This window comes from Microbacterium sp. KR10-403 (assembly GCF_040196215.1).
Lineage (GTDB): Bacteria > Actinomycetota > Actinomycetes > Actinomycetales > Microbacteriaceae > Microbacterium.
In genome coordinates, this window is record NZ_JBEGDC010000002.1 from 25,540 (window position 1) to 46,261 (window position 20,722).

Genomic DNA, 20,722 nt, shown 5'->3' on the forward strand with positions numbered 1-20,722 from the left:
GAGGTCACAGAGTAGCCCGGGGCAGGCTGTCGATCCAATTCGAGAGCAGGCGGATGCCCGCCTCGCCCGACTTCTCGGGGTGGAACTGCGTGGCTGCCAGCGGTCCGTTCTCGACCGCGGCCAGGAACGGCGCGGCCCCGTAGTCGCACCAGGTCAGGATCGGCTCGGGGAACGGCGGCTGCACCTGCAGGTTCCACTGCGTCGCGCCGTAGCTGTGCACGAAGTAGAACCGCTCGTCCTCGATGCCGGCGAACAGGCGGCTGCCGGCATCCGGGCGGACCGTGTTCCAGCCCATGTGCGGCAGCAGCGGTGCGTCGAGCTCGGTGACGACGCCCGGCCACTCCCCCAGCCCCTCGGTGTCGACGCCGCGTTCGACACCGCGCCCGAAGAGCACCTGCATGCCCACGCAGATGCCGAGCACCGGCCGGCCACCGGCCAGACGCCGGTCGATGAGTTCGTCGCCGCGGATGTCGCGCAGCGCCTTCATGACGGCCGCGAACGCACCCACCCCGGGCACGACGAGTCCGTCGGCGTCGTGCACGAGCCGGCGGTCGGCCGTCAGCCGCGCGTCGGCGCCCGCCGCCTCCAGCGCCTTCACCGCCGAGTGGACGTTCCCCGACCCGTAGTCGAGGACGGCCACGAGCGGCTTGGCCGTCACAGGGCGCCCTTCGTGCTCGGGATGCCGTGCACGAGCGGGTCGAGGGCCTTGGCCTGACGGAACGCGCGTGCGAACGCCTTGAACTCGGCCTCGGCGATGTGGTGCGGGTCACGGCCGGACAGGACGCGCACGTGTGTGGTGAGCCCAGCGTGGAACGTGATCGCCTCGAACGAGTGCCGCACGAGCGAGCCCGTGAAGTGGCCGCCGATGAGGTGCAGCTCGAACCCTGCGGGCTCGCCCTCGTGGACGAGGAACGGACGCCCGCTGATGTCGACGACGGCCTGCGCGAGCGCCTCATCGAGCGGGACCAGGGCGTCGCCGAAGCGCGAGATACCGGCCTTGTCGCCGAGCGCCTCGCGGATCGCGTCGCCCAGCACGATCGACACGTCCTCGACGGTGTGGTGCGCGTCGATGTGGGTGTCGCCCGACGCCCGCACGGTCAGGTCGGTCAGCGAGTGCTTCGCGAAGGCCGTGAGCAGGTGGTCGAAGAACGGCACGCTCGTGTCGATGCGTGCGAGGCCCGTGCCGTCGAGGTCGAGCTCGAGCTCGACCGACGACTCGCTCGTCGAGCGGGAGCGGGAGGCGGTGCGGGACGCGGCGGTCGTCATGACGCCGAGTCTATCGACGCGAGCGCATCGAGGAACGCGCTGGTCTCCTCCTCGGTCCCCGCGCTGACGCGCAGGCTGCGCGGCAGCCCGACGTCGCGCACGAGCACGCCGCGGTCGAGCAGCGCCTGCCACGTCGCCGTCGGCTCATCGACTCCGCCGAACAGCACGAAGTTCGTCCACGACTCGTACGGCTTGTACCCCAGCGCCTCGAGCGTGGCCGAGATGCGGTCGCGCTGCGCGACGATGTCGTCGACCGTCGCGAGCATCGTCGGCGCGTGCCGCAGCGCCGCCAGCGCCGCCGCCTGCGTCAGCGCGCTGAGGTGGTAGGGCAGGCGCACGAGACGCAGCGCGTCGATGACGGCGGGGTCGGCGGCGAGATAGCCGACGCGCGCGCCCGCGAAGGCGAACGCCTTGCTCATCGTGCGCGAGACGACGAGACGCTCGCGGCCGGGCAACAGGGTCAGCGCCGAGCGCTCGTCACGCGGTGCGAACTCCCAGTACGCCTCGTCGACCACCACGATCCCGTCGGTCGCGTCGTACACCCGCTCGATGACGTCGATGGGCAGGGGCGTACCAGTGGGATTGTTCGGCGAGCACAGCAGGACGACATCGGGGTGCGCCTCGGCGACCTGCCCCGCCGCCGCCTCCGCGTCGAGCGTGTAGTCGACCCCGCGGACGCCGGCCACCCACGCGCTGCCCGTGCCACGCGCCAGAAGCGGGTACATCGAGTAGGTCGGGGCGAAGCCGAACACCGTGCGCCCCGGGCCGCCGAACGCCTGCAGCACCTGCTGCAGCACCTCGTTCGAGCCGTTCGCGGCCCAGAGCTGGTCGCGCGTCAGTCCGTGGCCGAGGTACTCGGCGAAGGCCTCACGCAGCTGGGTGAACTCGCGGTCGGGATAGCGGTTCACGTCGCGGAGAGCCAGGGCGACCCCGTCGAGGATGTCGTCGGCCACCTCTTTGGGGACCGGATGGGTGTTCTCGTTCACGTTCAGCGCCACGGGCACGCGGGCCTGCGGCGCACCGTAGGGGCTCATGCCGCGCAGATCGTCACGAATGGGCAAGTCGTCTAATCGAGGGCTCACCGCTCCATCGTAGGACCGCACTCGGTGTTCAGCCGGCCGGGGCGTAATCCGCGGGAATCGACAGAACCTCACCGGGCGTGACCGTGACGCCCTCGAGCGCGTTCAGCCGCACGATCGCGTCGACGACATCGCGCGGGTCCGCGTGCGGGGCGAGCCGCTCGGCGATGCCCCACAGGGAGTCGCCGGCCGACACCGTGACGGTGGCGAAGGACCCGGCCGGCGCACCGGCGTCGCGCGAGGCGACCGCGGCGCCTCCACTGATCGCCGCCGCGGCGATGGCCGCGGCGATCGGCAGCGCGACGAGCGCCGCGAGCACGCGCCGCCCGCGATGCGTGAGACGCAGGCGTGTGACGGGCTGTGCCGTCGGGGCGATCGTGACCATGGGGTCCTCCTGGATGCTGTGAAGAGATTCGGTTCGGGAGCCCGGCCGGGGGCATCCCGTACCGAACCTCTCTTCCGAACCTAGTTTCGATGTTGTAGTCTGTCAAGTGGAATCGGAATGCGAATCCGGATCGAAGACGACACGCCCTCGGGGTGCCGCCGATCCGTCCCGGAAGCGGATACCGTTTCGATGAGGACACCTCACCACGGACCTCCGACATTCGAAGAAGCTGCATCCGCGGCGGGAACGGGAGCTGACATGGGCGACGCATCGCAGGACGCCACGACACCGGCGCCGCAGGTGCCGAGAATGCGCCGACAGACACGACGCAGGAAGAGCCTGAGCGACAAGCAGATGGCCATCCTCGAGGTGATCCAGCAGTCGATCACCCGGCACGGCTATCCGCCGAGCATGCGCGAGATCGGCGACGCCGTCGGGCTCAAGTCGCTCTCGAGCGTGACGCATCAGCTCAACCAGCTCGAACTGAGCGGCTACCTGCGGCGCGACGCGGGCAAGACGCGCGCGATGGAGATCCTCATCGACCTGCCCGGCTCGTCGGCGGAGAACCCCGCCGACTCGGCCCCCGCCGTGGGCGATGCCGCGCTCGTTCCGCTGGTCGGCCAGATCGCCGCGGGTGTGCCGATCACCGCCGAGCAGCAGGTGGAGGAGATCTTCCCGCTCCCCCGCCAGCTCGTGGGCAAGGGCGAGCTGTTCATGCTCAAGGTGCAGGGCGAGTCGATGATCGACGCGGCCATCTGCGACGGCGACTGGGTCGTGGTGCGCGCGCAGAACACCGCCGACAACGGCGAGATCGTCGCCGCGATGCTCGACGGCGAGGCGACGGTGAAGATGTTCCGTCAGCGCGACGGCCACACGTGGCTGCTCCCCCGCAACTCCGCGTTCGAGCCGATCCTCGGCGACGAGGCCGTCGTCCTCGGCAAGGTCGTGGCGGTGCTGCGCGCCGTGTGAGTGCGTGTCGAGCATGACGAAGGGCCCCGGGGAGACACCCGGGGCCCTTCGTCATGTCGTCAGACGCTCTGCACGAGACGTCCCTCGCGCACGCGCTCGGTCGCGGCGACCAGGTTGCCCAGTGCCGCCACCGTCTCCGGGTAGGCCCGCGTCTTCAGACCGCAGTCGGGGTTGACCCACACGCGGCGCACCGGGATCGAATCGACCGCCTGCTCGAGCAGATCGACGATCTCGTCGACCTGGGGCACGCGCGGCGAGTGGATGTCGTACACGCCGGGACCGATGCCGCGCGAGAAGCCCGACTCGGCAATGTCGGCGATGACCTCGCCGCGGCTGCGCGCCGCCTCGATCGAGGTGACGTCGGCATCGAGCGCGGCGATCGCGTCGATGACCACGCCGAACTCCGAGTAGCACAGGTGCGTGTGCACCTGGGTCGCGGCATCCGCCCCCGCCGTCGCCAGGCGGAACGAGGCCACCGACCAGTCGAGGTAGGCGGGCTGGTCGGCCTTCTTCAGCGGCAGCAGCTCGCGCAGCGCGGGCTCGTCCACCTGGATGATCCGGATGCCCGCCTCCTCGAGGTCGGCGATCTCGTCGCGCAGCGCCAGCGCCACCTGGTTCGCCGTCGTGGCCAGCGGCTGGTCGTCACGCACGAACGACCACGCCAGGATCGTCACGGGTCCGGTGAGCATGCCCTTGACCGGCTTCTCGGTCAGCGCCTGCGCGAACTGCGCCCAGCGGACCGTGATGGGCTCGGGACGCGACACGTCGCCCCAGAGGATCGACGGGCGCGTGGCGCGCGAGCCGTACGACTGCACCCACCCGTTGCGGGTGACGGCGAAGCCGTCGAGGTGCTCGGCGAAGTACTGCACCATGTCGTTGCGCTCGGGCTCGCCGTGCACGAGCACGTCGAGACCCAGCTCCTCCTGCAGGCCGATCACCGAGGTGATCTCGAGCCGCAGCACGTCCTCGTAGTCGGACGTCGAGAGCTCGCCGCGGTCGTGCGCCGCACGCGCCTTGCGGATGTCGCCGGTCTGCGGGAACGATCCGATGGTGGTCGTGGGCAGCAGCGGGAGGCCGAGGGCCTCCTGCGCGGCATCCCGCTCGTCCTGCGGCCCGCGCGAGAACGCCTCCTCGTCGAGGGCGGCGGCACGCGGTCGCACCGCGCCGTCGTGCACGCCGTCGGCGGCGGCGCGATCGGTCAGCGCTTCGGTCGCGGCCGTCAGGTCGGCCTCCACGGCGGCGCGCCCCTCGACGAGTCCGCGGGCGAGCGCCACGACCTGCCCGACCTTCTGGTCGGCGAAGGCGAGCCAGCTGCGCAGGCGCGCGTCGAGGTCCGACTCGTCGTCGACGTCGTGCGGCACGTGCTGCAGCGACGTGGAGGTGCCGACGGCGACGGATGCCGCGCCCAGCCCCTGCAGCCGCTCGAGCTTCTCCCAGGCGGCGGCGAGGTCGCCGCGCCAGATGTTGCGGCCCTCGATGACACCGCCGACGAGCGTCTTCGACTCCAGGCCCGGCACGGCGGCGGGGACGCCACCGCGGGTGAGGTCGACGGCGACGGCCTCGATCGGGGCGGCGGCCAGCACCCGCCAGCTCTCGTCCGACAGCTGCGCATACCCGGCGGCGACCACGATGCTCGGGCGGCTCTGCGCGGCACCGAGCACCGCGTAGGCGCGCTCCGCGACCGCCGCAAGCTCGGCGGGGGCGACATCCAGCGACTCGCTCACCAGAGCGGGCTCGTCCAGCTGCACCCACTCGGCGCCGGCGGCACGCAGCGCCGCGAGCAGCTCGACGTAGACCGGCAGCAGGTCTTCAAGCCGGTCCAGCGGCACGAAGCCCTCGGGCGCACCGTCGGCGGGCTTCGACAGAGCCAGGAAGGTCACAGGACCCACGACGATCGGACGGGTCGTGACGTTGTCGGCACGGGCCTCGGCGACCTGCTGCGCGAAGCGGTCGCTCGTCAGCGCGAAGGCGGTGTCGGGCGCGATCTCGGGCACGAGGTAGTGGTAGTTCGTGTCGAACCACTTGGTCATCTCGAGCGGCGTGCGCTCGGCGTCACCGCGGGCGGCGGCGAAGTAGGCGCGCAGGCCGATCGATCCGTCGGCCTCGCGCAGGTCGGCGAAGCGTGCCGGCAGCGCGCCGAACGCGGCGGCCGCGTCGAGCACCTGGTCGTAGTACGAGAACGACTCGGGGATCGACGAGTCGTCACGCCCGAGTCCCAGCGACGCGAGGCGTTCGCGGGTGGCACGGCGCAGGTCGGCGGCGGTCTGCTCGAGCGCGGCCTCGTCGAGCGCGCCCGCCCAGTGCGCCTCGACGGCGCGCTTGAGCTCACGGCGGCGGCCGATGCGGGGGTAGCCGAGGATCGTCCCGGCGGGGAATGCGGTCATCGTGCGGTCTCCTTCTGGATGGGGGTGAGTATCCCGGCCTCGTCGAGCACGGCCAGGACGGTCTGATGGTTGTTGAACGCGTACAGGTGCACGCCGGGGGCGCCGCCGGCGACGACGTCGGCGGCCAGCCGGGCGGCGTAGGCGATGCCGATGGCACGCTGCCGCTCGGGGTCGGGCTCGATCTGCAGGGCGATCGACAGCTCGGCCGGGACCTCCTGCCCCGACAGCTCGAGCACGCGGGCCAGTCGCCGGGGCGAGGTGACCGGCATGATGCCCGGCAGGATCGGGATCGTCACGCCGGCCGCGCGGCACCGGTCGACGAAGCACAGGAAATCGTCGGCGTGGAAGAACAGCTGGGTGATGGCGAACGTCGCCCCCGCCGCCTGCTTGGCCAGCAGCGCATCGATGTGCTCACGGGGATGCCGCGACCGCGGGTGCCCGTGGGGGAACGCCGCGACGGCGATCTCGACGTGCTCGCCGGGAACGACCCGTGCGGCTCGCGGCAGACCGCGTATGCCCGCCTCGGCATACGGCGCGCGCTCGGCCTGCACCCGGTCGATGAGCTGCACGAGCTGGGCGGCAGACTCGAGGTCACCGAGGAAGGGATCGCCCTCGACGGAGCCCTCCGGCGGGTCTCCCCGCAGGGCGAGGAAGCTGCGGATACCGGCATCCAGGAACTCCCGGATGAGACGGGCGGCGCCGGCGTAGGTATTGCCGACGCAGGTCAGATGCGCGAGCGGCTCGACGTCGGTGTGGGCGCGCAGGTACTTCAGGACCTCCAGCGACGGACCGCCGGTCGACCCGCCCGCACCGTAGGTCACGGAGATGAACCGGGGCCCGGCGGCGGCGAGCCGCTGGAGCGTGTCGTGCAGGGCGACGGTGGACGCCGGGGTGCGCGGCGGATAGACCTCGAAGGAGAACGGCACGACACCCGAAGGGCGCTGCAGGTCGTCGGCGAGGGTCATGGTGCTTCCTGTTCGATGGGCAAGTGCGAAAGGGCCGGTCGGCCGCCACCGCGCGCGATGGCGCGGTGTGTGCGGGCGGGTGCCGGGCTCGGCTGTCGCTCCTGCCCGGGAAGCCCGGGCGACGATGGATCCACCGTAAGCGGTCGGCCGCCCCGCGTCACGCGGTGTGACGGACTGTTTCGAGGTCCATATCCACAGAGGTATATGCCCGTAGCCACGCGCATCCGCGCCCCACAACGCATGTCTCCGGCTAGCGTGGGGGCATGTCCGCCACCCTCCCCTACGGCAGCTGGCCGTCGCCGGTCACCGCCGAGATCGCCGCCTCATCCGCTCCGCGCATCGACGGGGCGCGCTTCGTCGGCGAGGACGTCTGGTGGGGCGAATCCGTGCCCGCCGAGGGTGGACGGATGACCGTGCGCTCGCGACGCCTCGGAGTGTTCCTGCCCGCTCCCTGGAACGTCGGCTCGCGCGTGCACGAGTACGGCGGCGGCGCGTGGACGGCATCCGACGACGGACGCCTCTTCTTCGTCGAGAAGAGCGACCAGACGGTGTGGGAGCACACGCCGGGCGGCGCTCCGCGGCGGCTGACCCCTCCCGACGCCGGCGAGCGCTTCGGCGGACTGAGCTGGCAGCACGGACGGCTGCTGGCCGTGCGCGAGACGCACCGTGACGCGCACGTCACCCATGACATCGCCGAGATCGTCCCCGGCGGCGCCGTGCGCTCCCTGACCGCGGGCAGCGACTTCGTCGCGCATCCCGCGCTCTCCCCCGACGGCGAGCGGCTCGCCTGGATCGCCTGGGACCACCCCGACATGCCGTGGGACCGCGCGCGGCTGCGCGTCGGCCGGATCGGAGCGCACGGTGTGACCGACCCGGTGACGATCGCGGGCGGGGGCAGCTCACCGGTGCAGCCGGTGTGGGTCGATCCCGACGCGCTGGTGTACGCGGACGACCCCGCCGGACGCTGGAACCTCTGGCGCGTGCAGGTCTCGGCCGACCTCGATCCGCGCCCGGTCGCACCCGCCGATGCCGACACCGGCGGCCCGGTCTGGGTGCTCGGCACGCGCTGGTTCCAGCCCGTCGACGGCGGGAGGATCGTCGCCGTGCGCACGAACGGCGGCGATGAGCTCGTGGTCGTCGACGAGGCCACGGGCGCGGCATCCCCCCTCTCCGTCGACATCACCGCGAACGCGTCGGTCGAAGACGCCCGGGGGCATCGCGTGCTGGTCACCGGCACGGGGCTCGCCGGCACGCCGGCGGCGTGGCAGGTCGACGTCGACGAGCCGTCGCGCACCGAACGGATCGCCGGCGGACAGCCCGCCTGGGGCCCCGAGTGGACGCCGCGTCCTCGCGCGGCGACGTTCCCGGGCCCGCACGGCGACGTGCACGCCTATGACTATCCGCCGACGAGCCCGCAGACGGCCGGACCGGAGGGCGAGCTGCCCCCGTACCTCGTGTTCGTGCACGGCGGTCCCACCTCGCACACGGCGCCCGCGGCATCCGCCAAGATCACCTACTTCACGAGCCGCGGCATCGGGGTGCTCGATGTGAACTACGGCGGGTCGACGGGCTATGGTCGCGCGTACCGCGAGCGGTTGCGCGGGCAGTGGGGAGTGGTCGACGTCGAGGACGTGGCCGCGGCCGCGGCGGGTCTCGCCGCCGAAGGGCGGGTGGATGCCGCACGCCTGGCGATCGAGGGAGGGTCGGCCGGCGGCTGGACGGTTCTCGCCGCGCTCACGAACACCGACGCGTTCGCAGCGGGGATCTCCCGCTACGGCGTGGGCGACGCGCGGGCGCTGGCCGCCGACACGCACGATTTCGAGTCGCGCTACCTGGACGGTCTGATCGGCCCGCTGCCCGAGGCCGAGGACGTCTATCTCGAGCGGTCACCGCTCTCGCACCCCGAGCGCTTCCGCGTTCCGGTGCTGCTGCTGCAGGGCGCCGACGACCCGGTCGTGCCGCCGAGCCAGGCGGAGGCGATCCGCGCGGCGTTGGCCGAGCGCGGCGTCCCGCATGCATACATGCTCTACGAGGGTGAGGCGCACGGCTTCCGCAGGCCCGAGACCACGATCGACGTCCTGCGCCGTGAGCTGGCCTTCCTCGGGGCGGTGTTCGGATTCACCCCGGCGGATGTGGAGCCGCTGGCCCTGAGCTGACGGCGCCGGTCAGCGCGCGACCAGGAACGGTGCGAGCTGCGCGGCGAGGTGCGCGCCCACGCGGGCGTGCAGGAACGTGCCGCCCTCCTCGTGCGCCTGCTCGAGGATGATGCCCGTCTCGTGCACGGCCGAGACGAGGTCGCCCCGGTCATAGGGCACGAGGACGGTCACGTCGGCAGCGGGCAGGGGCAGCGTCTGCTCGACGACCTCACGCAATTCGTCGATGCCCGCGCCCGTGCGGCTCGACACGAACAGCGCCGTGGGCTCCAGGCCGCGCAGCAGCAGCCGCGCGTCGTCGTCGATGAGGTCAGCCTTGTTGAAGACGACGATCTCGGGGATGTCGCGCCCGCCCACGTCGCCGATGACGTCGCGTACCGTCGCCAGCTGGGCGGCGGGGTCGGGATGCGACGCGTCGACGACGTGCAGGATCACATCGGCGTCGGCGACCTCTTCGAGCGTCGAGCGGAAGGCCTCGACGAGCTGGTGCGGCAGGTTGCGCACGAACCCGACCGTGTCGGTGAGCGTGTAGATGCGGCCGTCGACGGTCTCGGACCGGCGCACCGTGGCATCCAGCGTCGCGAACAGCGCGTTCTCGACGAGCACCCCCGCGCTGGTCAGTCGGTTCAGCAGCGATGACTTGCCCGCGTTCGTGTACCCGGCGATCGCGACCGACGGCACGGTGTGGCGCTTGCGCTCCGCGCGCTTGGCCTCGCGGGCCGGGCCGAACTCCTTGATCTGCCGGCGCAGCAGCGCCATGCGCGTGCGGATGCGCCGGCGATCGAGTTCGATCTTGGTCTCGCCGGGGCCGCGCGAGCCCATGCCCGCTCCCCCGGCGCCGACCTGGCCACCGGCCTGCCGGCTCATCGAGTCGCCCCAGCCGCGCAGGCGCGGCAGCAGGTACTCGAGCTGGGCGAGCTCGACCTGCGCCTTGCCCTCGCGGCTCTTGGCGTGCTGGCTGAAGATATCGAGGATCACCGTCGTGCGGTCGATCACCTTGACCTTGACGACGTCTTCGAGCGCACGGCGCTGGCTGGGCGCGAGCTCGGTGTCGGCGATCACGGTGTCGGCGCCCAGCGCCGCCACGACATCGCGAAGCTCCTGCGCCTTGCCCCGGCCGACGTAGGTCGCCGGGTCGGGATGCGGACGCCGCTGCAGCATGCCGTCGAGCACGACCGCGCCCGCGGTCTCGGCGAGGGCTGCGAGCTCGCGCAGCGAGTTCTCGGCGTCTTCGGTCTCGCCCTGCGCGTGCACGCCGACGAGCACGACGTTCTCCAGTCGCAGCTGGCGGTACTCGACCTCGGTGACGTCTTCGAGCTCGGTCGACAGGCCGGGTACGCGGCGGAGGGCCGCGCGTTCCTCGCGATCCCACTGCTCGCCGTCGGTGTCGCCGCCCGCGGCGGTCGCGGCGTCCTGCAGCGCCTGCGCGGCACCGAAGACACGCACACCGGAGTGCGCGTCGGCGCGCGCCAGCACGCGGTCGACGGGGTCCGGCGTGGTCTCATCCATTCGATCAACTCTAGTCTCCGGCACGGGGCCTCCTTCCACTACGCTGAAGCATCATGAGCGGTGACCACTACTTCAGCGCGTCGCCCGCAAGTGCCGAGAATCTCCGCACGATCACGGTCCACCTGGCCGGTCGAGACATCGAGGTCACGACCGCCGGCGGGGTGTTCAGTCCCGACCGCGTCGATCCGGGTACCCAGGTGCTGCTGGCGAACACGCCTCCGCCGCCGCCCGGCGGCGACATCCTCGACCTCGGTTGCGGCTGGGGCCCGATTTCGCTGAGCATCGCGATGCAGTCTCCGCACGCGACGGTCTGGGCGGTCGACGTCAACGAACGCTCTCTCGATCTCGTCCGCCGCAATGCCACCTCTCTCGGCCTCGACAACATCAACGCCGTGCTGCCCGACGATGTTCCCGCCGATGTGGTGTTCCGCGGCATCCGTTCGAATCCCCCCATCCGGGTGGGAAAGAACGTCCTGCACGACATGCTGCTGCATTGGCTGCCGCGGCTGGACGAGAGCAGCGACGCGTGGCTCGTCGTGCAGCGCAACCTCGGCTCGGATTCGCTGCAGCGCTGGCTCGCCGCGACGCTCGACCGCACCTTCAGCGTGCATCGGGCCGCCACGGGACGCGGGTATCGCGTGCTGAAGGTGCGCCGCCACGGCACGCCGATGACGGAGCCGATCGAGCTGCCGTAGCGCGCACGCCCTACACCGACTCGAGCGCTGCGCGAGTGGCACCGAGAGCCGCTCGCGTGTCGTCGACCCGCACGCGCGGTGCACCGAGCCGCGACCGCTCGAGCAGCACTGCGCCCAGATGCCGTGCCTCGTAGACGAGCGAGCGGGCAGCGGCCTCGTGGCCGGTGGGCTCGAGGGCGCCATAGCCCTCGCAGAAGGCGTCACGATCCGGCCGGTCGAGTCGATGCGCCATCCGGATCGTCCAGTCCGCGGCCGGGTCGCCCCACCAGGCGCGATCGAAGTCGACGGCTCCGGTGATGATCGGCGGCGCGGAGGCGTCCGGATCCACGAGCAGGTTCGGCGTCCACAGATCGCCCGCAAGCAGACGGGGAGTCGGCGCGCGGTCGAAGACCTCGGCGTGTGCGTCGACCCAGGCCGTGACAGCGGTGAGGTCGCGGTCATCGAGCCCCAGCGACCGGCAGTCCGCCGCGATGGCGTCGAGCGATTCGACGACCGCCCCGGCGAGACGGGCGTGGGTCGCGCCGAGCACCGCGCCGAACCCGGGCCCCTCGAGCGCGTGCACCTCGCGGGTGATCCGGCCGAGCTGCGTGTAGAAGGCGGCGTGCGCGCGTGTCGACAGCCGGCGCAGCACGGGGATCGCGGGCTCGCCGTCCACCACGGTCTGAAGCGCGTAGGCGCGGTCGAGGACAGCCCGCGTCCCGTCGTACGCGATCGTCTGCGGCACGCCGACCGACAGATCGGCCAGCAACGGGAGCACCGCGACCTCGTTCTCCAGGAGCCGCGATTCGCTGTGCAGCTCATGAGCCGCCGGCGGGCCCGCGCGCAGCACGAGGCGGGAGTGTTCGCAGCCGTCGAGCTCCACGAGGTAGGTGAGGTTGTAGAGACCGCCGTGCAGTTCGCGCCACGACCGCAGGTGCACGTCACCCCCGAGCGCCGCCGTCACCATACGACGCATGACGTCGTCGGAGAGCCGTGCGTAGAAGACGTCCGAGCGCGTCACCGTGCGCCTCCCCCACGCGCAGCCCGTCAGGCCAGCGCGATCTCCCCCGAGAACACGAGCTGCGCGGGACCGGAGAGCAGCACGTGGTCGCCGACGATGCGGACTCCCAGCGTGCCGCCGGGCACCTCGACCCGCCAGCCGTCGGGCGAGGAGGCGCCGGCCCACTCGTGCACGGCGAGGGCCGCGGCGCTGACGCCGGTGCCGCAGCTGAGGGTCTCGCCGACACCGCGCTCGAACACGCGCATGCGCACCCGTCCGGTGCCGTCGACCACGAGCGGGTCGCCGGGCACGACGAACTCGACGTTGGCGCCGGCCGGCGGTGCCGGGTCGAGGATCGGGATGGCCGTGAGGTCGAGCCCGTCGAGCTCGGCGTCGCTGGAGAGCGCGACCACCACGTGCGGGTTGCCGACGTCCACGCCCAGCCCAGGCCGCGCGACATCGAGCCCGCGGGCCCGCACGAGCACGTCACCCGATTCGACGCGGAACACACCAAGGTCGACCTCGTAGCCCAGGTCGCTGCGGGTCATGCGCAGGGGGCCGTTGCGGGTGCCGATGAGGATCTCGCCGTTCTCGGGCAGCTGCGCCAGGCCGGTCTTCAGCAGATAGTGCAGGAAGACGCGGATGCCGTTGCCGCACATCTCCGAGATCGACCCGTCGGCGTTGCGGTAGTCCATGAACCACTCGGCGCCGGCGGCTGCGGCATCCGTCCCCGCCGCGATCGCCGCGGATCGCACGACCCGCAGCATCCCGTCGCCGCCGATCCCGAACCGACGGTCGCACAGCGCCGCCACCTGATCGGCCGAGAGGTCGAGCGCGCCGTCGGCGTCGGGCACGATGACGAAGTCGTTGCCGGTGCCGTGGCCCTTGGTGAAGGAGATCGTGGTGGTCATCGGGACCATCCTACGGGCGGGTCAGGATCGCAGAACCCGGTACCGCCCGCACAGGAACGCCCCGTTGCGCGCCGCCTCGAGCAGTTCGAGGTCGAGCGGGCGCGGCAACAGCGGAGCACCCGCGCCGAGCGTGACCGGCGCGTACTGCACCCAGACCTCGTCGAGGAGCCCGGCATCGGCGAACTGGCCGGCCAGGTCTCCCCCGCCGACCACCCACAGGTCGTCGTCGCCGGCGGCTTCGGTCATCGCGGCGTGCACCGGGCGCACGTCGCCCCGCGCGAAGCGGACGTCGGCGCCCTCGGCCACCGGCAGCTGGCGATGCGTGAAGACCCAGGTCGGCTGCGTGTACGGCCAGGGCCCGTCGTTGTGCGCGAGGATCCACTCGTACGTGGTCGCCCCCATGGCGATCGCGCCGATGCCCGCGATGAATCCGCCGTAGTTCATCGGCCCGTTCTCGTCGATGCTCTGCTTCATGAGCCAGTCGAGTGAGTGGTCGGTCGTCGTGAGGAACCCGTCGAGGCTCGATGCCGTGTAGTAGTGGGTGACCATCACCCCAGCATCGCGTCGGCCACCGACATCGTCACGCGTCGGCGATGAGCCGCTTGCCGGTCGCCCAGGTGTCGAAGCTCGCGTAGCCGAGTGCGTCGTAGAAGCCACGGGCCGCAGCGTTCTCGGGCCGCACCATGAGCTGCACCTTGGGGCATCCCGACGCCAGCAGCAGTCGCTCGGCCTTGGCGACGAGTGCACGGCCGATCCCCTCGCCGCGCCGGGCGGAGGCCAGGTAGTACAGCCACCCGCGGTGCCCGTCGTAGCCCGCCATGACACTGCCGACGACCTGGTCGCCGTCGACGGCCACGAGGAACAGCTCGGGCTGCACGGCGAGCTTGCGCTCGATGTCTTTACGCGGGTCGTTCCAGGGGCGGGTGAGCCCCGCCTCCTCCCAGAGCGCGACGACGGGGTCGGTGTCGCATGTGCGAAACGCGCGGATCGTGAAGCTCACTCCGCGATTCTGCCACGCGCGAAGCGGCCCAACGCGGCAGCGTAAAGACCGTTGTCGCCGCGGGTCGCGTCCGACACCACCAGGCAGCGAGGCGACGCCGTCCACGACCAGTCGCCGCGCAGAGGAAGCACGACGACCGACTCGAGGCCCGCCTCCCACGCCTTCCGCAGAGCGGGCACGACCTGGCGTTCGGGCTCTTCGTCCAGCGGCGGAAGCGACACCGGCGTCCGGTCTGTGATCCACCGCTCCAGGGCCGCTTCGTCGAGCCCATCGGCGCCGAACTGCGCGCGCCACGACGGCGCGCGCACGCCGCGCGGCTCATTCCGCAGCACGTCCCAGTCCCGGTGCCACGCCTCGCGCCACCGTTCGCTCCACGCCTCCGCGCTCGCCTGCGCGGGGAGCCGCGATGAGCCCTGGGCGGGTGCGGGGTCCACCTCCGGCAGATCGGCCGCCAGATCCCACGCGCTGCGCACGAACAGCATTTCCAGCAGGAATCGGTCTCCCACATCGACCGACACGGTCATGCCGGGTGGCCACTGGTTGCGCCAACTCTTCACAGCCGCAATCTAGCGCCGGGTCGCGGCATCCGCTCCCGGCTCGACCCACCGCAGACCCGCATAGCGCTTGAACCACGACACCTGCCGACGCGCGTAGCGGCGCGTGAGCGCCTGCGTCTCGGCGATCGCGTCGGCCTCGGTCTTCTCGCCCTTCAGCTGTGCGAGCGCCTGCGCGTAGCCGATCGCGCGAGGAGCGGTCGTGCCGCGTTCCAGGCCCGCCTCGCGCAACTGCGCGACCTCGTCGAGCAGGCCGTCGCGCCACATCTGGACGACGCGCTCATCGAGCCGCGGCACGAGCGCGGCACGCTCGACGTGCGTGCCGATCAGGCGGGTGTCGGGATGCCAGAGCACAGGCTCGTCCGGCAGTGCGGCGCCATGCGTGGCCTCGCCCTGTGCGAGCACCTCGAGCGCCCGGACGATGCGGCGCCCGTTGCGAGGGTCCATCTTGGCGGCCGCGGCGGGGTCCTGCGCGCGCAGCCGCGCGTACAGCACCGCGGCGCCGTGCTCGGCGAGCTCCTCTTCGAGCTGGGCACGCAGCGCGTCGTCACGCGGCGGGAAGCGGAAGTCGTACAGCACGCTCGACACGTACAGGCCCGACCCGCCCACGAGGATCGCGTCGGCGCCGCGCGCGAAGATGTGCTCGATGGCGGCCCGCGCCTCGCCCTGATAGCGGGCCACGGCCGCGTCTTCGGTCACCCCGAGCACATCGAAGAGATGATGCGGGATGCCGCGGCGCTCGCTCTCTGCCAGCTTGGCCGTGCCGATGTCCATGCCGCGGTACAGCTGCATCGCGTCGGCGTTGACGATCTCGGCGGGTGTGCCCGAGGCGGCGAGCGCCTCGGCGAGATCGAGCGAGAGCGCGGTCTTGCCGGTGCCGGTGGCGCCGACGATCGCCCAGAGTGAGCTCAACGCCCTACGGCCGCAGCCCGATGGTCGGCATGCCCAGCGAGACCGCGCCGCCGGATGCACCGCCATGCGACGGCACCGCGCACGAGTCGGACTGGCCACGCTCGTAGGCGTCGCCGGCACGGGTGCGGCGGATGCGCAGCGGCGCGCCGTCGGGCGCGTCGGCCAGCAGGTGGAAGGGAGCCGCGTGCGTGATGGTCACCGTCACCAAGTCACCCGGACGCGGCAGATCGGATCCTTCGGGCAGCTCGAAGTGGACGAGCCGGTTGTCACGCGCGCGTCCGGTGAGGCGGTGGGTCTCGGCATCCTTCTTCCCCTCGCCCATCGAGACGAGCACCTCGACCTCGCGGCCGAGCTGTTTCTCGTTCTCTTCGAGCGAGATGCGTTCCTGCAGGGCGATCAGGCGCTCGTAGCGCGCCTGCACGACCTCCTTGGGCACCTGGTCTTCCATGGTCGCGGCGGGCGTGCCCTCGCGGATCGAGTACTGGAAGGTGAAGGCGCTGGAGAACCGGGCCTGCTCGACCACGCGCATCGTGTCTTCGAAGTCCTCATCGGTCTCGCCGGGGAAGCCCACGATGATGTCGGTCGTGATGGCGGCATCGGGCATCTTCGCACGCACCCGGTCGAGGATGCCGAGGAACTTCGCGCTCCGGTACGAGCGGCGCATGGCCTTGAGCACGCGGTCGCTGCCCGACTGCAGCGGCATGTGCAGCTGCGGCATCACGTTCGGGGTCTCTGCCATCGCATCGATCACGTCGTCGGTGAACATCGCCGGGTGCGGGCTCGTGAAGCGCACGCGCTCGAGCCCCTCGATGTCGCCGGTCGCCCGCAGCAGCTTCGCGAACGCCTCCCGGTCGCCGAACTCGACGCCGTAGGAGTTCACGTTCTGACCGAGCAGCGTCACCTCGACGGCGCCGTCGTCGACGAGCAGGCGGATCTCGTTCAGGATGTCGCCGGGCCGGCGGTCCTTCTCCTTGCCGCGCAGGCTCGGCACGATGCAGAACGTGCAGGTGTTGTTGCAGCCGACGGAGATCGACACCCAGCCGCTGTACGCGCTGTCGCGCTTGGTCGGCAGCGTGGAGGGGAACACCTCGAGCGCTTCGAGGATCTCGAGCTCGGCCTCGCCGTTGTGCCGGGCGCGCTCGAGCAGGCCGGGCAGCGAACCCATGTTGTGCGTGCCGAACACGACGTCGACCCAGGGCGCCTTGTCGAGGACGGCCTGCTTGTCCATCTGGGCGAGGCATCCTCCGACGGCGATCTGCATGCCGGCGTGGGCGTCCTTCTTGGATTTGAGATGGCCCAGAGTTCCATACAGCTTTCCCGCGGCGTTGTCGCGCACGGCGCAGGTGTTGATGACGACGACGTCGGGATCCTGGTCGTCGGCGGCGGGGATGTACCCGGCGCTCTCGAGGGACCCGGCCAACCGCTCGGAATCGTGCACGTTCATCTGACAGCCGAAGGTGCGCACTTCGTAGGTGCGGGCGCGGCCGTCGACATCGACGGCGGCGGGCGACGGTGCGATGAGCGTCGGCTCCGAAGACACGGCAGTGGAGACAGGAGACATGATCAGGCCATTCTACGAGGCGGCGGAGCACCTCAGGCCCGTGCGAGACCACACGCACATAGGACTTTCATCAGCTGCCGAAACGTCTCCCATCGCCACGCCGCGTACCGTCGTGGCCGACCCGCATCGCGAGCTCACCCGAGGAGAGCCGATCCGCATGACAGCGCGCACATTCTTCCGCAGCGTCCCCCGAGGCGCCTGGCTGACCACCGGCGTGGCCGCCGTGGCCGCCGTCGGCCTCTCGGTCTGGGCGTTCGGATTCGCCATTCCGAGCCAGGCCGGCGCCACCGAGACCGTCACCCGCACCGCCACCGCCGAGTTGCGCACGATGGAGAAGGCGGTCTCCACGACCGGCACCGTGTCGCCCGCCGTCGAAGACAGCGTGAGCTTCGCCGTGTCGGGCACCGTGACGGCAGTGAAGGTCGCAGCCGGCGACACGGTCAAGAAGGGACAGACCCTCGCCACCGTCGACACCCTGCAGCTGAAGGCAGATCTGCTGCAGGCCAAGGCGGACCTCGCGGATGCGAAGGCCACGCTGGCCTCGGCGGAGGACGACGATGACGGCACGAGTGCCGCCACCGCACAGGTGTCGGCGGCAGAGGCGGCCGTGAAGGTCGCGAAGGCGTCGGTCTCGGATGCCGAGGACGCCATGGACGACGCGACCCTCGTCGCGCCCGACGCCGGCCTCGTGACGGCCGTCGATGTCGCCGTGGGCGACAAGATCTCGTCGGGGTCGTCCGGCGGCTCGTCGGGCAGCTCCTCGTCCGGCGGAGCGGGTGGTTCGTCCTCCAGCGGCCAGGGCGCGGCATCCAGCTCTTCGTCCTCCAGCTCGTCGAGCTCGTCGAGCGCCGCGTTCACGATCGTGAGCACCGACTCGTGGAGCGTGGACGTGTCGATCGGCGAGACCGATATCGCGAACGTGACCAAGGGCGACCAGGTCGAGCTCAGCACCGACGACGGCACCGCGTACTACGGCACCGTCAGCGAGGTGGGCCTTCTCCCGTCGACGTCGTCGGGCTCGGCCGAGTACCCGGTCACCATCGACATCACGGGCAAGGGCACGGGCCTGTTCGACGGGGTCTCGGTCGACATCTCGATCGTCTATGAGCGCCGCACCGACGTGCTGGCCGTGCCGTCGATGGCCGTCACCACGACCGACGGCACCAGCACCGTCACGGTCGTCGCCTCGGACGGCACCCAGAAGAAGACCACGGTCAAGACCGGCGACACCGCCGACGACTACACCGAGATCACCTCGGGACTCAGCGAGGGCGACACGGTGCTCGTGGCATCCTTCACCCCGTCCGGTTCCGGAAACAGCACGCAGAACAGCCAGAACGGCCAGAACGGGAACAGCCAGTTCCCGGGCGGCGGAGACTTCCCCAGCGGTGACTTCCCGGGCGGCGGCCAGGGCGGCCAGAGCGGTCAGGGCGGCGGCTTCCCGGGCGGACAGGGCGGCAACCAGTGAGCGCAGTCATCGAGCTGGCGGGGGCACGCAAGACCTACCGCAGCGGCGAGATCGAGTTCGAGGCGCTGCGCGGCATCGACCTCACGGTCGACGAGGGCGAGTACGTCGCCATCGTCGGTCCGTCGGGCTCGGGCAAGTCGACGCTGATGAACATCCTCGGATGCCTCGACGTGCTCACCAGCGGGTCGTACCGTCTCGGCGGCGAAGACGTGGAGAAGCTCAGCGAGGTGTCGCTCGCACGGGTGCGCAACCGCCAGATCGGGTTCGTGTTCCAGCAGTTCCACCTGCTGCCGAGCCTGACCGCGCTGCGCAACGTCGAGCTGCCGATGGTCTACGGCCAGGTCGACAAGGACGAGCGCCGCGAGCGCGCCACCGCGGCCCTGGAGCGCGTCGGGCTCGGCGATCGCCTGAACAACCGGCCCGGCGAGCTCTCCGGCGGTCAGCAGCAGCGCGTCGCCGTGGCGCGGGCGCTGGCGGGCGACCCGACGATGATCCTCGCCGACGAGCCGACCGGAAACCTGGACTCGGTGTCGACGGACGACGTGCTCGGGCTCTTCGACGAGCTGCACGCCGCCGGCCGCACCATCGTGCTGATCACGCACGAGCACGACGTCGCGCGGCGCGCGCGGCGCATGGTCACGGTGCGCGACGGCGTCATCGTCTCCAACGCACCGAGCGAGGAGGCGGCCGCGTGAACTGGTCGGAGACCCTCGCCACCTCGTGGCACGCGATCCGCACACACGCGCTGCGCTCGCTGCTGACGATCCTCGGCATCCTCGTGGGCATCGCGGCCGTCGTCGTGACCGTCGGCCTCGGACTGGGCACGCAGAAGGACGTCAGCGAGCAGATCAGCTCGCTGGGCAGCAACCTGCTCATCGTCTCCCCCGGATCGAGCACCGACTCGAGCGGCGTGCGCGGCGGCTTCGGCTCGGCGGCGACGCTGAAGGCCACGGACGCAGACGCTCTGCACTCCTCGGTCGCCGCCCCTGATGTGGGTGCGGTCGCCCCGGAGAAGACCTCGTCGCTGTCGGTGGAAGCCGGCACGACCAACTGGACCACGAGCGTGACCGGCACGACGGTGTCGTGGCCGACGGTGCGCTCGCGCACCCTCGAGGTCGGCGCGTTCTTCACGCAGGAGCAGTACGACACCGAGGCGCACGTCGTCGTGATCGGCTCGGAGACGGCCGACGAGCTGTTCGGCACGACCTCCGTCGTCGGCCAGACCGTCACGATCGACAGCACCGACTTCGAGGTGATCGGGGTGCTGGCCGCGGCCGGCTCGAGCTCATCGACCAACCTCGATGACATCGCCGTGATCCCGCTGTCCACCGCCGCCGACACCGTCATGGGCGGCACCAACGCCGACAGTGTGTCGACCATCTATGTGAAGGCGGCCTCCGACCAGGTGCTGTCGGCCGCGTATCAGGAGGTCAACGCGATCCTCCTGAACGTGCACGGCATCACCGACGCCGACAGCGCAGACTTCACCGTCTCGAGCCAGGACGCCCTCGTCGACACCGCCACGTCGATCTACCAGACGCTGACCGTGCTGCTCACCGGCATCGCCGCGCTCTCACTGCTCGTCGGCGGCATCGGCGTCATGAACATCATGCTGGTGTCGGTCACCGAGCGCACCCGCGAGATCGGGCTGCGCAAGGCGCTGGGAGCGCCGCCGGGGGCCATCCGCCGCCAGTTCCTCGTCGAGGCCGCGATCCTGGGCCTGGGCGGCGGCATCCTCGGCGTTCTCATCGGGCTGGTGGCGACCTGGGTGCTGCCCCCGCTCATCGGCAGCTCGGTCATCGCCTCCGTTCCCACCATGTTCCTCGCCCTGGGCGTGGCCGTCGCGATCGGCCTCGTCTTCGGCGTGTACCCGGCCACACGGGCCGCACGCCTCACCCCCATCGACGCGCTTCGCAGCGAGTGACGAAAGAA

General features: G+C 71.3%; 20 protein-coding genes. 6 read left to right on the plus strand and 14 right to left on the minus strand.

Annotation, left to right across the window (positions count from 1 at the left end; all coding sequences use genetic code 11):
- Positions 1-4: 4 nt before the first annotated feature.
- The 4 genes from hisH to ABMQ42_RS03900 all read right to left on the minus strand — a co-directional run bounded on the left by hisH (position 5) and on the right by ABMQ42_RS03900 (position 2,730).
- Positions 5-658: an imidazole glycerol phosphate synthase subunit HisH gene (gene hisH, locus ABMQ42_RS03885; RefSeq protein WP_349721546.1), complete on the minus strand. Its 654-nt coding sequence runs from the start codon at positions 656-658 to the stop codon at positions 5-7.
- On the minus strand, positions 655-1,266 hold the full coding sequence (gene hisB, locus ABMQ42_RS03890; RefSeq protein WP_349721547.1) for an imidazoleglycerol-phosphate dehydratase HisB: 612 nt from the start codon (positions 1,264-1,266) through the stop codon (positions 655-657). The genes hisH and hisB overlap by 4 nt, the downstream gene beginning before the upstream one ends.
- Positions 1,263-2,300, minus strand: coding sequence for a histidinol-phosphate transaminase (locus ABMQ42_RS03895; RefSeq protein ID WP_502884632.1), 1,038 nt, complete (start codon positions 2,298-2,300; stop codon positions 1,263-1,265). The genes hisB and ABMQ42_RS03895 overlap by 4 nt, the downstream gene beginning before the upstream one ends.
- 76 nt (positions 2,301-2,376) lie before the next feature.
- Positions 2,377-2,730 carry a LysM peptidoglycan-binding domain-containing protein gene (locus tag ABMQ42_RS03900; RefSeq protein ID WP_349721549.1) on the minus strand — a complete coding sequence of 118 codons (354 nt, stop codon included), beginning with the start codon at positions 2,728-2,730 and terminating at the stop codon, positions 2,377-2,379.
- A gap of 309 nt (positions 2,731-3,039) precedes the next feature.
- On the opposite strand from ABMQ42_RS03900, the gene lexA reads away from it, so the two are divergent.
- Positions 3,040-3,699, plus strand: a complete 660-nt coding sequence (gene lexA / locus ABMQ42_RS03905) for a transcriptional repressor LexA (protein WP_349722071.1) — start codon at positions 3,040-3,042, stop codon at positions 3,697-3,699.
- A gap of 59 nt (positions 3,700-3,758) precedes the next feature.
- On the opposite strand, the gene metE is transcribed toward lexA, so the two are convergent.
- Together metE and ABMQ42_RS03915 are read right to left on the minus strand one after the other, a co-directional pair.
- Positions 3,759-6,083 carry a 5-methyltetrahydropteroyltriglutamate--homocysteine S-methyltransferase gene (gene metE / locus ABMQ42_RS03910; RefSeq protein WP_349721550.1) on the minus strand — a complete coding sequence of 775 codons (2,325 nt, stop codon included), beginning with the start codon at positions 6,081-6,083 and terminating at the stop codon, positions 3,759-3,761.
- Entirely contained in the window at positions 6,080-7,048 is a 969-nt protein-coding gene (locus ABMQ42_RS03915; RefSeq protein ID WP_349721551.1) for a methylenetetrahydrofolate reductase, read from the minus strand. The genes metE and ABMQ42_RS03915 overlap by 4 nt, the downstream gene beginning before the upstream one ends.
- Before the next feature lie 263 nt (positions 7,049-7,311).
- Here ABMQ42_RS03915 and ABMQ42_RS03920 point away from each other — a divergent pair, with 263 nt between their 5' ends.
- Positions 7,312-9,204 carry a prolyl oligopeptidase family serine peptidase gene (locus ABMQ42_RS03920; RefSeq protein ID WP_349721552.1) on the plus strand — a complete coding sequence of 631 codons (1,893 nt, stop codon included), beginning with the start codon at positions 7,312-7,314 and terminating at the stop codon, positions 9,202-9,204.
- 9 nt (positions 9,205-9,213) lie between these two features.
- Here the strand turns inward: ABMQ42_RS03920 and hflX are convergent, their stop codons facing one another.
- Positions 9,214-10,710 carry a GTPase HflX gene (gene hflX, locus ABMQ42_RS03925; protein ID WP_349721553.1) on the minus strand — a complete coding sequence of 499 codons (1,497 nt, stop codon included), beginning with the start codon at positions 10,708-10,710 and terminating at the stop codon, positions 9,214-9,216.
- Between the two features lie 53 nt (positions 10,711-10,763).
- Between hflX and ABMQ42_RS03930 the strand changes: the two genes are divergently transcribed.
- Positions 10,764-11,405 (plus strand): class I SAM-dependent methyltransferase, encoded by a 642-nt coding sequence (locus ABMQ42_RS03930; protein ID WP_349721554.1) that lies wholly within the window; start codon positions 10,764-10,766, stop codon positions 11,403-11,405.
- Positions 11,406-11,415: 10 nt separating this feature from the next.
- On the opposite strand, the gene ABMQ42_RS03935 is transcribed toward ABMQ42_RS03930, so the two are convergent.
- Genes ABMQ42_RS03935 through miaB form a run of 7 tightly spaced genes read right to left on the minus strand, consistent with a single transcriptional unit; the run spans position 11,416 to position 17,322 of the window.
- Positions 11,416-12,405 carry a phosphotransferase family protein gene (locus tag ABMQ42_RS03935; RefSeq protein ID WP_349721555.1) on the minus strand — a complete coding sequence of 330 codons (990 nt, stop codon included), beginning with the start codon at positions 12,403-12,405 and terminating at the stop codon, positions 11,416-11,418.
- 26 nt (positions 12,406-12,431) lie between these two features.
- Positions 12,432-13,295, minus strand: a complete 864-nt coding sequence (dapF, locus tag ABMQ42_RS03940) for a diaminopimelate epimerase (RefSeq protein ID WP_349721556.1) — start codon at positions 13,293-13,295, stop codon at positions 12,432-12,434.
- A 21-nt stretch (positions 13,296-13,316) separates the two neighbouring features.
- On the minus strand, positions 13,317-13,844 hold the full coding sequence (locus ABMQ42_RS03945; protein WP_349721557.1) for a dihydrofolate reductase family protein: 528 nt from the start codon (positions 13,842-13,844) through the stop codon (positions 13,317-13,319).
- Positions 13,845-13,875: 31 nt separating this feature from the next.
- A complete protein-coding gene (locus tag ABMQ42_RS03950; protein WP_349721558.1) occupies positions 13,876-14,295 on the minus strand; it encodes a GNAT family acetyltransferase in 420 nt (139 codons plus the stop codon).
- Positions 14,292-14,819 (minus strand): hypothetical protein, encoded by a 528-nt coding sequence (locus ABMQ42_RS03955; protein ID WP_349721559.1) that lies wholly within the window; start codon positions 14,817-14,819, stop codon positions 14,292-14,294. Before ABMQ42_RS03955 ends, ABMQ42_RS03950 begins: the two co-directional genes overlap by 4 nt.
- Before the next feature lie 42 nt (positions 14,820-14,861).
- A complete protein-coding gene (gene miaA, locus ABMQ42_RS03960; protein WP_502884604.1) occupies positions 14,862-15,827 on the minus strand; it encodes a tRNA (adenosine(37)-N6)-dimethylallyltransferase MiaA in 966 nt (321 codons plus the stop codon).
- Entirely contained in the window at positions 15,766-17,322 is a 1,557-nt protein-coding gene (gene miaB, locus ABMQ42_RS03965) for a tRNA (N6-isopentenyl adenosine(37)-C2)-methylthiotransferase MiaB (protein WP_349721561.1), read from the minus strand. Before miaB ends, miaA begins: the two co-directional genes overlap by 62 nt.
- A 157-nt stretch (positions 17,323-17,479) precedes the next feature.
- On the opposite strand from miaB, the gene ABMQ42_RS03970 reads away from it, so the two are divergent.
- Genes ABMQ42_RS03970 through ABMQ42_RS03980 form a run of 3 tightly spaced genes read left to right on the plus strand, consistent with a single transcriptional unit; the run spans position 17,480 to position 20,714 of the window.
- Entirely contained in the window at positions 17,480-18,790 is a 1,311-nt protein-coding gene (locus ABMQ42_RS03970; protein WP_349721562.1) for an efflux RND transporter periplasmic adaptor subunit, read from the plus strand.
- Entirely contained in the window at positions 18,787-19,485 is a 699-nt protein-coding gene (locus ABMQ42_RS03975; protein ID WP_349721563.1) for an ABC transporter ATP-binding protein, read from the plus strand. The genes ABMQ42_RS03970 and ABMQ42_RS03975 overlap by 4 nt, the downstream gene beginning before the upstream one ends.
- Complete coding sequence (locus ABMQ42_RS03980) at positions 19,482-20,714, plus strand: ABC transporter permease (RefSeq protein ID WP_349721564.1); 1,233 nt, start codon at positions 19,482-19,484, stop codon at positions 20,712-20,714. The genes ABMQ42_RS03975 and ABMQ42_RS03980 overlap by 4 nt, the downstream gene beginning before the upstream one ends.
- Positions 20,715-20,722: the final 8 nt, after the last annotated feature.